Source organism: Microvirga sp. 2YAF29, from assembly GCF_052114605.1.
Lineage (GTDB): Bacteria > Pseudomonadota > Alphaproteobacteria > Rhizobiales > Beijerinckiaceae > Microvirga.
Genome location: NZ_JBFRFB010000006.1, coordinates 257,819 through 271,129, shown reverse-complemented (window position 1 = coordinate 271,129; position 13,311 = coordinate 257,819). Strand labels below are relative to the sequence as shown.

At 64.2% G+C, this 13,311-nt stretch carries 15 protein-coding genes; 4 read left to right on the top strand and 11 right to left on the bottom strand.

The window, feature by feature from the left end; genetic code table 11:
* Positions 1-162: 162 nt before the first annotated feature.
* The 3 genes from AB4Y85_RS10835 (at position 163) to AB4Y85_RS10825 (ending at position 1,625) form a co-directional block, all read left to right on the top strand.
* Positions 163-489 (top strand): hypothetical protein, encoded by a 327-nt coding sequence (locus AB4Y85_RS10835; RefSeq protein WP_441984899.1) that lies wholly within the window; start codon positions 163-165, stop codon positions 487-489.
* Between the two features lie 7 nt (positions 490-496).
* Complete coding sequence (locus AB4Y85_RS10830) at positions 497-757, top strand: hypothetical protein (protein ID WP_441984898.1); 261 nt, start codon at positions 497-499, stop codon at positions 755-757.
* An 85-nt stretch (positions 758-842) separates the two neighbouring features.
* Positions 843-1,625, top strand: coding sequence for an MOSC domain-containing protein (locus tag AB4Y85_RS10825; RefSeq protein WP_441984897.1), 783 nt, complete (start codon positions 843-845; stop codon positions 1,623-1,625).
* Positions 1,626-1,826: 201 nt separating this feature from the next.
* On the opposite strand, the gene AB4Y85_RS10820 is transcribed toward AB4Y85_RS10825, so the two are convergent.
* The 6 genes from AB4Y85_RS10820 to AB4Y85_RS10795 all read right to left on the bottom strand — a co-directional run bounded on the left by AB4Y85_RS10820 (position 1,827) and on the right by AB4Y85_RS10795 (position 9,121).
* Entirely contained in the window at positions 1,827-2,789 is a 963-nt protein-coding gene (locus AB4Y85_RS10820; protein WP_441984896.1) for a DUF4167 domain-containing protein, read from the bottom strand.
* A 381-nt stretch (positions 2,790-3,170) separates the two neighbouring features.
* The gene (gene prmC, locus AB4Y85_RS10815; protein ID WP_441984895.1) at positions 3,171-4,019 is read right to left on the bottom strand and encodes a peptide chain release factor N(5)-glutamine methyltransferase; all 849 of its coding nucleotides are present in this window, start codon (positions 4,017-4,019) and stop codon (positions 3,171-3,173) included.
* The gene (fosX, locus tag AB4Y85_RS10810; protein ID WP_441984894.1) at positions 4,016-4,441 is read right to left on the bottom strand and encodes a FosX/FosE/FosI family fosfomycin resistance hydrolase; all 426 of its coding nucleotides are present in this window, start codon (positions 4,439-4,441) and stop codon (positions 4,016-4,018) included. Before fosX ends, prmC begins: the two co-directional genes overlap by 4 nt.
* Positions 4,438-5,526 (bottom strand): peptide chain release factor 1, encoded by a 1,089-nt coding sequence (gene prfA, locus AB4Y85_RS10805; RefSeq protein ID WP_441984893.1) that lies wholly within the window; start codon positions 5,524-5,526, stop codon positions 4,438-4,440. The genes fosX and prfA overlap by 4 nt, the downstream gene beginning before the upstream one ends.
* A complete protein-coding gene (gene ptsP, locus AB4Y85_RS10800; protein ID WP_441984892.1) occupies positions 5,526-7,793 on the bottom strand; it encodes a phosphoenolpyruvate--protein phosphotransferase in 2,268 nt (755 codons plus the stop codon). The genes prfA and ptsP overlap by 1 nt, the downstream gene beginning before the upstream one ends.
* Positions 7,794-7,882: 89 nt before the next feature.
* On the bottom strand, positions 7,883-9,121 hold the full coding sequence (locus tag AB4Y85_RS10795; RefSeq protein ID WP_441984891.1) for an aspartate kinase: 1,239 nt from the start codon (positions 9,119-9,121) through the stop codon (positions 7,883-7,885).
* A 132-nt stretch (positions 9,122-9,253) separates the two neighbouring features.
* On the opposite strand from AB4Y85_RS10795, the gene ubiG reads away from it, so the two are divergent.
* The gene (ubiG, locus tag AB4Y85_RS10790; RefSeq protein WP_441984890.1) at positions 9,254-9,997 is read left to right on the top strand and encodes a bifunctional 2-polyprenyl-6-hydroxyphenol methylase/3-demethylubiquinol 3-O-methyltransferase UbiG; all 744 of its coding nucleotides are present in this window, start codon (positions 9,254-9,256) and stop codon (positions 9,995-9,997) included.
* Between the two features lie 27 nt (positions 9,998-10,024).
* On the opposite strand, the gene AB4Y85_RS10785 is transcribed toward ubiG, so the two are convergent.
* From AB4Y85_RS10785 to AB4Y85_RS10765, 5 genes are read right to left on the bottom strand one after another with little or no spacing between them, the layout of a single operon-like run.
* Complete coding sequence (locus AB4Y85_RS10785) at positions 10,025-10,540, bottom strand: metallophosphoesterase family protein (protein ID WP_441984889.1); 516 nt, start codon at positions 10,538-10,540, stop codon at positions 10,025-10,027.
* A gap of 51 nt (positions 10,541-10,591) precedes the next feature.
* The gene (locus AB4Y85_RS10780) at positions 10,592-11,044 is read right to left on the bottom strand and encodes a DUF1178 family protein (RefSeq protein ID WP_441984888.1); all 453 of its coding nucleotides are present in this window, start codon (positions 11,042-11,044) and stop codon (positions 10,592-10,594) included.
* 19 nt (positions 11,045-11,063) lie between these two features.
* Positions 11,064-11,930, bottom strand: coding sequence for a carbon-nitrogen hydrolase family protein (locus AB4Y85_RS10775; RefSeq protein WP_441984887.1), 867 nt, complete (start codon positions 11,928-11,930; stop codon positions 11,064-11,066).
* Positions 11,931-11,942: 12 nt separating this feature from the next.
* Positions 11,943-12,200, bottom strand: a complete 258-nt coding sequence (gene grxC, locus AB4Y85_RS10770) for a glutaredoxin 3 (RefSeq protein WP_441984886.1) — start codon at positions 12,198-12,200, stop codon at positions 11,943-11,945.
* A 45-nt stretch (positions 12,201-12,245) separates the two neighbouring features.
* A complete protein-coding gene (locus AB4Y85_RS10765; RefSeq protein WP_441984927.1) occupies positions 12,246-12,953 on the bottom strand; it encodes a ComF family protein in 708 nt (235 codons plus the stop codon).
* Between the last annotated feature and the right edge of the window lie 358 nt (positions 12,954-13,311).

The following is a 13,311-nucleotide window of genomic DNA, read 5'->3' as shown; positions in this document are numbered from 1 at the left end:
GCCCTCCATGAGGCGCAAGCAGACCCAGCGATGTCGGACCTTCATCAGGAAGCATCCGCTGAGCTTAAGGTGGGACGTTCAGGCCTGAACGACAAGAGGGGAACCCGGCTGCCGGGCTCGCATTGACCCAGCACGTATTCTCATCTGGTTCAGGAGGCTCTCATGGCGCGCGATCCGCGTTCCGATGCCGAAAAGGCCCGCGCCGATCTGGCGCGCAATGCAGAACTGGGCTTAGCCGTGCCGGAAAGTCCGGCGGAGCAAGGCCCCTCGGTAACGCCCGAGACGTTCGGCAGCAATACCGAGAATGAACGCGCCCGCGAGGGTTTGGACGAGACCCCGCAGCGCACCGAGAACAGCCAGGACATCGGCGATTCGACGGGAACCATGAAGACCTCCCGCGATATCCCCGAGAACCGGCAGAACGTTCAGACCCCACCGACCCATCGCAGCGACCGGAGCGACGGCGTGCTCTCCCGCGCAAAGGAGTAATAACACCATGGCTTTATCCGATCTTATTTCCCGCATCAGCCCCAAGAAAGGCAAGGCCGAGAAGGCCCGCGAGGAGCTGAAGGCGAATGCCGAAAAGGCATTGCGCATGAAACAGGAAGCCGGACCTGCGACCCATATCCCTCAACATCAGACCACGCATGAGGGTATGCAGGACCACCACCATGTCGAGGTGGATCGCGCTCGCGATGCCGGCTTTACGCCTCAGATGAAGCGCTCCAAGGTCGCGCGGTCGGGCGACGCTTCCTGATAGCTTGTTGATCCTTGTGAAACATGGGCCCTGCCGTGTGTCGGCAGGGCTTTTCCATGTTGGGCTCATGCCTTACCGGTAAGCCATGACCATTCGCATCGCCTCTCTCCAACGTTATCCCGTGAAGGGGCTTTCGCCCGAGACCCTGGAAACCGCCGCCCTTGCCAAAGGCGGGTACTTCCCAGGCGACCGGCTTTTTGCCGTCGAGAACGGTCCTGCCGGGTTCGATCCGGACAATCCGCAGCATCAGCCCAAGATCAAGTTCCTGATGCTCATGCGCAACGAAAGCCTGGCACGGCTGAAGACCCGGTATATCGACAGCATCACCACACTCTTCATCGAGGAGGGCGGGCGCGAGGTGGCGCGGGGTGATCTTTCAACGGCCCAGGGGCGGCTTGCCATCGAAGCCTTCTTCCGCCGCTTCATGCCCAAGGAGCTGCGCGGTCCGCCGAAGCTGCTGAGCGCCCCCGACGGCTTCCGCTTCACCGATTCGCGGCGCGGCTTCGTCTCGCTCATCAACCTCGCCAGCGTACGGGAGCTGGAGAACGTGGCCGGTGCGCCGGTCGATCCCCTGCGCTTCAGGGGCAACATTCATATCGAAGGCTTGGCTCCTTTCGCGGAGTTCGATCTCGTGGGGCAGGTGCTCACCACGTCATCGGGCGCGCGGCTGAAGGTGACGAAGCGCATCGAGCGTTGCGCCGCGACGAATGTCGATCCCGATACCGGCATCCGCGATCTTCAAATCCCGAAAAGCCTGATGCAGGCCTATGGGCATTTCGATTGCGGAATCTACGCCGAAATTGTCGGCGCGGGCACCATCGGCATCGGCGACAGCCTGGAGGCCGAGCAGGCAGCCTTGGCGCTTTAAATGAGGTCATCTCAGACGGCGTGAGCCGATCCGAAACCGCTAAACAAGAATGGCGCTGGAACTCCTCCTTGTGGGGAGGGAAACCTACGCCTCATCCTGCCTGCAATCCCGAAGCTGCGCTCTGTCCGGGATGACGTGATCTGGCCAATAAAAAAGGGAGAGCCAAGCTCTCCCTTTTCCATTCTCAAATCCTAACCGACCTTACTCGGCGGCCGGGGTTTCCACGTCCGGCGTGAAACCGGCCTCTTCAGTCGCGCCCTCGACCATGTCGCGGCGGGTGCGGCGGCGACGCGGAGCGCGGACCTTGGCCTCTTCCACATTGCCCAGGAGATCCTGCGCGACCGGGGCGGGAGCCTCGTCGCTGACAGGGGCAACAGTACGCACCGGGTTCGTGAGGAAGGCGGGCAGGGTACCCTGCTCGACAGCTTCAGGCTCCTCGCGGCGGCGCTCGCGAGAGAAGCGCTCGCGCCGTTCCCCACGCTCAGGGCGTTCCTGACGCTCGGGGCGATCCTGACGCTCAGGACGGTCTTGGTGCTCGGGGCGGTCCTGACGTTCAGGACGATCCCCGCGCTCGAAACGGGCCGGACGCTCACCCTCGAAGGGCTGCTGGTCGTCACGCTGGAAGTCCGGGCGCGGTCCGCGGTCGCGCGGGAAGCGCTCGCGACGGTCTCCACGCTCTTGGCGGTCACCGCGATCCTGGCGATCTCCACGGTCCTGACGGTCCCCACGATCCTGGCGGTCGCCGCGATCGAAGCGCGAGGAGCGCTCGCCATCGCCGCGATTCTCGTAAGGCTGCGGCTGCGAAGAGGGGTCCATGTCGTCGCCATTGCCGCCCATGCGCTCGAAGTTCGGGCGGTCGTTCTGGCCGAAGCCATCCTCGTCGCCCTCGTCGTCGAAGCGCTGCTGGTAGCCGTACTGCTCGCGCAGCTGCTCCTGGGCGGCGGCAATGATGCGATAGTAATGCTCGGCATGCTGGAAGTAGTTCTCCGCAGCAACCGGGTCGCCGCTGGCCTGCGCATCGCGGGCGAGCTGGCTATACTTCTCGGCGATATGTTGAGCCGTGCCGCGGATCTTCACGTCCGGACCGTTCGACTCATAGCTCTTGGTCAAGGGATTAGGGCCCTTGTTACCACCATTGTTGCGGTTGTTGTTACGACCGCGCATACGCCTGTTCTGTCCTGGTCTCATTTTCTTGCTCTATGAGCCTCGCTGGTTCTTTAAGCCCACGCGATATGCCAGCCAAAATTCACCGAACGGGCTCAATGCCCACCGTTCGCGTGGCAAACCGTCTGTCGTACGGTCAAGGCGTCAAGCGCCTCGCTTTCCTTCAGTGTCGGGTTCAGATGATCGCGCCCGGCTGTTCATTAGCCCCTGCCTGCGCGATGGATATCGTTTGGTCTTTCGGCATGCACTCCATGGAGTGACCGCTTTTTCATCGACCGATGACGATGTCTTAGGGTCGAATCTAGCGGGTTCCTCCCGGTCCAACAAGCGGTATTTCAGCTTTTATCCCACCCTGGGACAAGAAAGACCCAGATTTTGCGATCAAAAGCGCCTTATGGCGACACACCGGGGATGCCCTGATAGATCGTGCGCGACGTTAAGGATTTCAAGGCCTTTTTCCGCTGCCAAGCTTCGAAGAGCCTCTTCCTGGTCATATCCAATCTCGACCGCCAGAAGTCCGCCGGGCGCCAGCAGCCGCTTGGCCTCGCCCAAGAGGATTCGGTAGGGCTCCAGCCCGTCCTGACCGCCGTCGAGGGCAAGGAGGGGATCATGCTCACGCACCTCCTCGGCGAGGGTGGGGATGACGGAAGAGGCGATATAGGGCGGGTTGGAGACGATCACGTCGAAGGTGCCCGACAAGGCATCAGCCCAGCGGGAGGCCACGAAGCGGCTTCGCTCGCCCACTCCATTGGCCCAGGCATTGCCTCGCGCTGTCCTCAAGGCCCCCTCGGACAGGTCGATCCCGATCCCCGTGGCCTGCGGCAATTCGTAGAGGAGAGCCACCAGGATGCAGCCCGAGCCGGTGCCGAAATCGACGATCCGCAAAGGGGCCTGACGGTCCGGGAGAAGCTCCAGCACGGTCGCCACGACGGTTTCCGTATCGGGCCGGGGCACGAGTGTATCCGGCGACAGGCGGAAGGGCAGGCCCCAGAACTCCCTCTCCCCAACGATCCGCGCCACCGGCTCATGGGCGAGGCGGCGACGGGTGAAATCGGCCAGAATCTGCTCCTGCTCCGGGGTGAGAGCGGTGTCCGGATGGATCACGAGATCGGTCGCCGCGATGCCCAAAGCCGTCAGGAGAAGCAGCCGCGCATCCAGCGCCGCCGTCTCGAAACCGGCCTGGGCGAGAAGCTGGCGTAGGTCCCTCAGGGCCTGGGCTCGGGTTGTCACGCCGTCCGACCCCGCCGGTACCTCTCCAGCCGTTCGTTCAGTGTGCCGGTATGCAGCTCGAAGAGGTGGTTGTCCTCGTCGTAGAAATAGAGCGACTGGCCTTCACCCTCGATACGAGGGCGGGATTCGCGGAATTCCAGGCCGAGCTCTTCGATGCGCGCGCGATATGCGTCGATAGCCGACGCGGCGATCTTGAAGGCTATGTGATTGTAGGTGCGGGACGGCAGGCTCTCGCCTTCCATGATCGCGATCCATTGCCCGCCGACGACGAAGAATTTTTCGCGAGAGAGCGAGAAGGTCTCCTCGCCCGATGCATAGACCTGCTTGCCGTCGAGAACCTGTTCGATGATCGCGCTCATGCGCTCCAGATCGCGGGTGATGAGCGTGATATGGCTCAGCCCTTCGATTCCGCCCTCGATCATGCGGCCCAGTCCTGGTCCGCCAGCTGGGCTGCCTGATGCTCGGTGATCAGTGCGTCGATCAGTTCGTCGAGGGCGTTGCCGGCGATCACTTCCTCGAGCTTGTAGAGCGTGAGGTTGATGCGGTGGTCCGTCACGCGGCCTTGCGGGAAATTGTAGGTACGGATGCGCTCGGAGCGGTCGCCGGAGCCGACTTGAGACTTGCGGTCGGCGGCGCGGACAGCATCCTTAGCGGTGCGCTCGGCATCGTAGAGGCGCGAACGCAGCAGGGCCATCGCGCGGGCGCGGTTCTTGTGCTGGGAGCGCTCGTCCTGCACGAACACCACCATGCCGGTGGGGATATGCGTGATGCGGATCGCGGACTCGGTCTTGTTCACGTGCTGGCCGCCCGCTCCTTGCGCGCGCATGGTGTCGATCTTCAGGTCTGCGTCGTTGATGACGATGTCCACGTCCTCCGCTTCCGGCAGCACGGCGACGGTTGCGGCGGAGGTATGGATGCGCCCTTGCGTTTCCGTGTCGGGCACGCGCTGCACACGGTGCACGCCGCTCTCGAATTTCAGGCGCGCGAACACGCCGCGTCCTTTGACCTCGGCGACAACTTCCTTGTAGCCGCCCGCCGTGCCTTCGCTCTCGGACACGATCTCGACCTTCCAGCCTTTCAAGTCGGCGTAGCGGGTATACATGCGTAAAAGATCGCCCGCGAAGAGCGCGGCCTCGTCGCCGCCGGTGCCGGCGCGGATTTCGAGGATCGCGCTCTTTTCGTCCGCCACGTCCTTGGGCAGCAGCATGACGCGCAGATCCTGCGCGGCCTTCTCCAGATCCTCGCGCGCCTGGGGCAGCTCGTCCTCGGCCAGCGAGCGCATCTCGGAATCCATCGCGGGATCGTCGACCATGGCCTGGAGGCCGTTCAGGTTGTCCTCCATGACGCGATAGGCGCGAATAGCGCCGACGACGCCGTCGAGCTCCGCCAGCTCGCGGGAGAGGGACACGAAGGTTTCAGGATCGGGCCCGGCATTGAGCGTCGCCATGATGATGTCATGTCGGGCAAGAATGGCGCTCAGGCGTTCGGAGGGAGGCGCAATCGACATCAGACCGGGATACCACGAGTTTCCGCGAACTGGATCAGCTTCTGGCGCAGCGTATCGCCGCTGCCGATGCTCTCAAGCTCGTCATGGAGGAAATTTTTAAGCTCGGCGGCATCGAGGGCGAGAAGCATCGCCTTCACCGGGCCGATGGAGGCTGGCGACATGGACAGTGAGCGGAAGCCGAGGCCGAGCAAGGCCATGGCCTCCAGAGGCCGTCCGCCGATCTCACCGCACAGGGTCGCTTGGCAGCCATAGGCCTGCGCCTGCTCGGCCACCATGCGCAGCGCCCGCAGCATCGGCACGCTCAACGGGTCGAACCGGTCCGACACGCGCCGGTTCTCGCGGTCGATGGCGAAGAGGAACTGCATCAGGTCGTTGGAGCCGATGGAGATGAAGTCGGCCCGCGAGCAGATCTCCTTCAGCTGGAACAGGAGGGAGGGCACCTCCAGCATCACGCCGAGCTTCAGGTCGGAGGGCAGGGGATGGCCGTGGTTGGAGAGATAGGTCTTCTCCTTCTCCACGATTAGCTTGGCGCGCTCGAACTCGTCGCAGGTCGCGACCATCGGGAACATGATCTTGAGCGGACGCCCGGCTGCGGCCTTCAGCAGCGCGCGAACCTGGGCGCGCAGGAGGCCGGGACGGTCGAGGCCGATGCGGATCGCGCGCCAGCCGAGAGCCGGGTTCTCCTCCTCCACCGCCTGCATGTAGGGCAGGATTTTGTCGCCGCCGATATCGAGGGTGCGGAAGGTGACGGGGCGGTCGCCGGCAGCGGCGAACACCGCGCCGTAGAGCGCCTGCTGGTCGGAGGCCGAGGGCATGCGCTCGGCGACCATGAATTGCAGCTCGGTGCGGAACAGGCCGATGCCCTCGGCCCCGGTATCGTCGAGATGCGGCAGGTCGATGACGAGGCCCGCATTGAGATTGAGGGTAATCGCCGCGCCGTCCCTGGTGACGGAGGGCACGTTGCGGAGCTTGAGATATTGCTCCTGGCGCCGGGCGCGCAGGCGCGCCTTTTCCGCGTAAGCGGCTTCGACGTCGGGCTTGGGACGGATCTGCACCTCGCCCGCCGCGCCATCCACGATGATCGCATCGCCCGGCTCGGTGAGCGACGTGGCATTGGAAACCTCGCCTACGGCGGGAATGCCCAGCGCGCGGGCGACGATAGCGATGTGGCTGGTCGGCCCGCCTTCCTCCAGCACGAGGCCGCGCAGGCGCGAGCGGTCGTAATCGAGGAGCGCAGCCGGGCCCATGGAGCGCGCCACGATGATGGCGTTCTCCGGCAGGGTGCTGCGGTCGGCCACCAGGTCGCGGCCGATGAGGCGGAAAAGCAGGCGATTGGCGAGATCGTCGAGATCGTGCAGGCGCTCGCGCAGATAGGGGTCGGTCTGGCGCAGCATGCGGGCGCGGTTGTCGGACTGCACCCGCTCCACGGCGGCTTCCGCCGTCAGGCCCGAGGTCACCGCCTCGCGCATGCGGCGCAGCCAGCCCTGGTCATGGGCGAACATGCGGAAGGTTTCCAGAACCTCCCGGTGCTCGCCGTGATGGGCCACATCGCCCCGCTCGATCAGCTCGTCGATGGAAATGCGCACTTCGCCGATGGCGGTGTCCAGGCGCTTCAGCTCGGACTCGACGTTCTCGGCGATCAGGTTCTTGATGACGACGCGCGGCTCGTGAAGCACCACATGGCCCAACCCCACGCCCTCGGCGAGGGGCGCGCCCTTCTGGTAGACCGCGCGGCGGAGCGCAATGCCTGTATCGATCGGGGCAAGCGCCTGCAATTCGCCGGAGGCGATCATCTCGGCGACCACCATGGCGGTGGTCTGCAGCGCCTCGATTTCCTCTTCGGCGTATACCCGGTAGGTGCGGTTCTGGACGACCAGGACGCCCATGGTGTTGCCGGCGCGAAGCAGCGGCACGCCGAGGAAGGCGTGGTAGATCTCTTCGCCTGTCTCCGGCTTGTAGGAGAAGGCCGGGTGGCTCTGCGCGTCCGAGAGGGACAGGGGCTCGGCGGTCGAGGCGATGAGGCCGACGAGGCCTTCGCCCGAGCGCATGACGGTGAGGTGGACGGCTTCCCGGTTCAGGCCCTCGGTCGCGAACAGCTCGAGCACGCCGTCGCCGCGCATCACGTAGACGGAGCACACCTCCGCCACCATGTTGGCGGCGATCTGCGTGACGATCTTGTCGAGGCGGTCCTGCGCTCCCACCGGCTCCGCCATGATCTCGCGGAGTCGGCGCAACAGAAGGCGCGGACCGCCGGGAGCGCTGGGCATGAGCTTAACAGTTCCCGTCCTACGGTGCCGGGCAGGCGAACCGGCGGTTGTTATTTCCAAGTGTCGCAGGCTGACGGACCAGCCGTCAATCAGGCTTTATCGAGGCCGTATAACGAGTGGAGGGTACGCACCGCAAGCTCGGTATAGGCGGAGTCGATCAGAACCGAGAATTTAATCTCGGAAGTTGTAATCGCGCGGATGTTGATACCCTTGTCGGCCAAGGCTTTGAACGCCTTGGCGGCCACGCCCGCATGGCTGCGCATGCCGACCCCGATGGCCGAGACCTTCACCACGTCGGTGGCGCCCTGGAGGTCCCTGAACTCGATCTCGGCCTTGTGGGCGTTGAGCACCGCGCAGGCCCGCTCGTATTCGGCGGAGGGGACCGTGAAGGTCAGGTCCGTCGTGGTGGTATCGTCGGACACGACCTGGATGATCATGTCCACGTTGATGTTGGCGTCAGCCAACGGCACGAAGATCGAGGCGGCGATGCCGGGCTTGTCGGCCACATTCCGCAACGTAATCTGGGCTTCGTCGCGCGAATAGGCGATGCCCGTGACAACCTGCTGTTCCATGATGTCTTCCTCGTCGCAGATGAGGGTGCCGAGCTTGGGCTCGGCGGGATCGTCGAAGCTGGAGCGCACATAGGTCGGAACCCGGTGCATCATGGCGAGCTCGACCGAGCGCACCTGAAGCACCTTGGCCCCGAGCGATGCCATCTCCAGCATTTCCTCGTATGAAACTTTATCCAGACGTTGCGCCTTGGGCACGATGCGCGGATCGGTGGTGTAGACGCCGTCCACATCCGTATAGATGTCGCAGCGTTCGGCCCCGATGGCGGCGGCGAGCGCGACGGCGCTCGTATCCGAGCCGCCACGGCCGAGCGTCGTGATGCGCTTCGTCTCCTGGTGGACGCCCTGGAAGCCGGACACGACGGCCACTTCCTTGTTCTTCTCGAAGCTCTCGATGATGTTCGAGCCGTCGATATCGGCGATTCGGGCCGATCCGTGGGCGTCGGAGGTCATGATCGGGATCTGCCAGCCCTGCCAGGAGCGGGCCTTGATGCCGATCTCCTGCAAGGCCACGGCCAGGAGGCCGGAGGTGACCTGCTCGCCCGAAGCCACGACCACATCGTATTCCTTGGTGTCGTAAAGGGCGGAGGCATCCTTCACCCAGCAGACAAGCTCGTTGGTCTTGCCCGACATGGCGGAAACGACCACGGCCACGTCGTAGCCGGCCTCGACCTCGCGTTTGACGTGCTGCGCCACGTTGCGGATACGCTCTACGGTGGCGACGGATGTACCGCCGAACTTCATGACAAGACGGGGCATGCGAAGAAGGCCGATCAAGGTCAGGGAAAAATTTTGCCCTTCGCGGGGCGAAAAGGCGCGTATACATGACGGGAGGGGAACCGGCTGTCAACGCGGCCGAACCATTTCTTGCCTTTAGGGAACTAAGTTTTCATGACCGACGGCGCAGCCACCACTATCGACCCGGCCGAGGTCGCCCGCTTCGAGCAGATCGCCGGGACGTGGTGGGATCCGAACGGGCCCATGAAGGTCCTGCACAAGTTCAATCCGGTGCGCCTCGCCTATATCCGCGACGAGGCTTGCCGGCGCTTTGGCCGCGACCCGCGCTCCGCCCGTTCCCTGGAAGGCCTGACGATTCTCGATGTCGGCTGCGGCGGCGGTGTGCTCTCGGAGCCGCTGGCCCGGCTCGGAGCCAAGGTGACCGGGCTCGACCCCGCGCCCACCAACATCTCGGTGGCTCAGCTTCATGCGGAGCAGGCAGGGGTGCCCGTCGATTACCGGAACGAGACCGTGGAAGCCGTGGTCGCCAAGGGTGAGACCTTCGACATGGTGCTCGCCATGGAGGTGGTGGAGCACGTGGCCGATGTGCAGGCCTTCGTGAATGCCTGCGCCCAAGCGGTAAAGCCCGGGGGCTGCCTGGCCATGGCGACGCTGAACCGGACCCTGCGTTCGTTCGCCTCCGCCATCGTCGGGGCGGAATACATTCTCGGCTGGCTGCCCAAGGGGACGCACGAATGGGACAAGTTCGTCACCCCCGACGAATTGTCCGAAGCGATCGGCAAAACCGGGTTCTCGGTTCATGACCTGACCGGCGTGGCCTACAATCCGCTGCGGGATACATGGTCGCTGTCGCAGGACCTTTCGGTCAATTACATGCTCCTCGCCTCGCGCATCTGAGAGGCTTGGCTTCCAACAATTTCAGGTTCAAACACCGGCCTTCCGGCGCGCCTGGGAGGCCAGTATCGTTTCGAGCGTGACGGGACGATAATCGAAAGCGTCCACGCCGACATCGTATTGCCGGGTCTGGGGCTTGAGCTTGGCATGGGAATGGCCGTGCAGGTCGATCCAGCCGCGTCCCATGTTCTTCCAGGTGCGAAAAGCATAATGGCACATGACGAGGGCATGGCCATCGAGCATGAGCTCCGCATAGGTCTGCACGCTCTCCCAGCCCTTCGCCGCAAGCGTCTCCGGACCGTCGTTGTTGCCGGTGATCAGGTGCTTGCGGCCATTGAGGAGGCCTAGCAGCTCATCGATCCGCTCCGGACGAACATGCAGCGCGAAATCGCCCAAGTGCCAGACTTCATCATCTGCCGAGACGGTGTCGTTCCAGTTAGCGATGAGGGCCGCGTCATGTTCGGGAATCATCTTGAACGGACGCTTGTCGATCCGCAATACGCGCGGATCGCCGAAATGGGTGTCGCTGGTGAAGAAAACGGTCAAACGCCGCTCCGCTTGTCACTCTTGTTCAAGCGTAATCGTGAAACGGTGAGCCTAGTTCCTGTCGTCCGGCACGACGGGCAGCGGCAGCACGTCGATGCCTTCTTCAAGAAGGGAGCGGGCTTCCTCCATGTCGGCTTCGCCGTAGATCGAGCGCTCTTCCGCCTCACCGTAATGCATCTTGCGGGCTTCCTCGACGAAGCCTTTGCCCACATCTTCGGAGTTCTTCATCACGTGTTCGCGTAAAGCCCGCAAAGCGGCGCGCAGTTCACGCGCCTGATCCGAGAGCACGGCCACGGGTTGCGGCTGTTCCGGCAATGCCGCCGCCGGTACCGCCTTGTCCGTGCGTGTCACGGAAGGCGCCATGATCTGTTTCTCGACCTTGGGCGAGTTGCAGAACGGGCAGGTCACGAAGCCGCGCTTGCGCTGCGTCTCGAACGCCTCGCTCGAAGGAAACCAGCTCTCGAATGCGTGGGCCTGCTCGCAGGCCAGGGCGTATTTGATCATGTCCTTTAAAGTTCAAATCTTACGCGGTTGCAGCCTGTCCGATGGCGCCGGCTTCCGGCACGACCTCGACCTTGAAGGGCCGCGCGTTCTTCAAGGTCGGAATGCGCCCGCGCACCTCCGTGACGAGGGCCGGGTCGATCTCGGCGAGGATCACGCCGGGCTCGGAACCTGCTTCCGCCAGCACGCGACCCCATGGGTCGATGATGATCGAATGGCCGAACGTCTCGCGGCCATCCTCATGCAGGCCGCCCTGGGCCGCCGAGATCATGAAGGAACCGGTCTCGATGGCGCGCGCCCGGTGCAGCACATGCCAATGGGCCTCGCCGGTCTGCTTGGTGAAGGCGGCGGGCGCGGAGAGGAACGACGCGCCGTTCTCGGCCAGCGCCTTGTAGAGGGCCGCGAAGCGCACATCGTAGCAGATGGTCATGCCGAGCATCCCCCAGGGCAGGGGCGCGGCCACCGCATGGGTGCCGCCGGAATAGGTGGCCGATTCCCGCCAGCTCTCGCCGTTCGGCAAATCCACGTCGTAGAGGTGGATCTTGTCGTAGGACGCGACGATCTCGCCGTCCGTGTCGATCAGGAAGGCGCGGTTGGCGACCTTGTCGCCCTCCTTCACGGCAATCGAGCCGATATGGACGTGGATGCCCTTGTCCCGAGCCACCTCCTGCAGGGCGGCGAGTACTGGATCCCCGCTTTGCGGCCCGACCTTGTCGAACAGCTCCGCCCGGTCCCGGCAGACGAGGGAGGTCATCTCCGGCGTCTGGGCGAAATGGGCGCCCTTGTCGGCGGCCTCGCGGACGAGAGCTACCGCAGCATCGCGGTTCTTCAGGACGTCGCGGCCGGAACGCATCTGCACGCAGGCGGCGGTAAAGCGGGTCGGGGTCATTAAAAGTCTCCGTCAGGCCTGAAGCATGGGCTCGAGCTGGCCCCGGTCGTCGAGGGCATAAAGATCATCGCAGCCGCCCACATGCCTGTCGCCGATGAAGATCTGCGGCACGGTGGTGCGGCCATTTGCTTTCTGGATCATCTCCGCCCGCGCCTCGGGCTTCTTCTCGATGTCGATCTCTGTGAAATCGACGCCCTTGTCGTCGAGAAGCTTCTTGGCGGCCGAGCAATAGGGGCACCAGCCCTTGGTGTAGATCGTGATGGACGGCATGGCTGTCTCCGAGTTGCGGTAGATATAGGAAGATTCAACGCCGGTTCACAACTCTTGTCCCACACGGGCGAAGGCTAAAATATCGACCGAGGCCGCGCCGCCGCGCAAAAGCGCACGCGAGGCGGCATTGGCGGTGGCGCCGGTGGTGAGCACGTCGTCGATGAGAAGCACCCGCTTTCCCTTGAGCCGCGCCTTGGCCTCGTCGGGCACGCGGAAGGCCCCTTGCAGGTTCTCCTGCCGCTGGGATTTGGTGAGCCCGACCTGTCGCCGTGTGCGCTTGACGCGGGCCAGCAGAAAAGGATCGCAGGGGACTTGGCTTTCCTCCGACACCACCCTGGCCAGGGCCATGGCCTGGTTGAACCGCCGCCGCCAGAGTCGCCAGCGGTGGAGCGGAACGGGCACGATCACCTCCGCATGGCTCAAAAGCTCGCTTCCCGCCCGGGCCATCATGACGCCGAGGCCCCGCGCGAATTCCAGCCTGTCGTTATATTTGAGCCGGTGCACGAGCAGGCTCGCCGTGCCGTCATATTCCGCGACCGCGCGGGCGCGCTGAAACACGGGCGGATCGGCGATGGCCGCAGGCGAGAGCAGGGGCTGGCCGAGATCGACCTGGAACGGAATGCCTAGCCTTTCGCAGAATGGACGCTCGATCAGGCGCATGCCTGCCCAGCACGTCGCGCATAAGCCGTGAGGTTCGCCGGTGGCGGCTTGGCAGGCGATGCAGGTGGGCGGGTAGAGGAGGCCTAAGGACATGCGCGACACCGCCCGCGCCGCGTGGCGCAGGCGGGAGGGGAATGAGGGTTGCTGCGCTTGGGAAGCGTCGGACATTCGCCAAGCTTAGCGGGTGGCAAGGTGAAGGGCGAGAGGCCATGGCTCTCAATGCCGTCATGGCCGGGCTTGCCCCGGCCATCCACGTTTTCTCACCTTAGCCCTCATCCTGAGGAAGCGCGTAGCGCTGTCTCGAAGGACGAGGGCGTCTCCAGAGACCACTGGACGATCCTTCGAGACGCCCACTGCGTGGGCTCCTCAGGATGAGGTCGGTGGGTGTTGAAGCCAGGATCACCGTCACAAGGCCGGTGACGACGTGGGGAGAAGTGGCAGGTCACGAAAT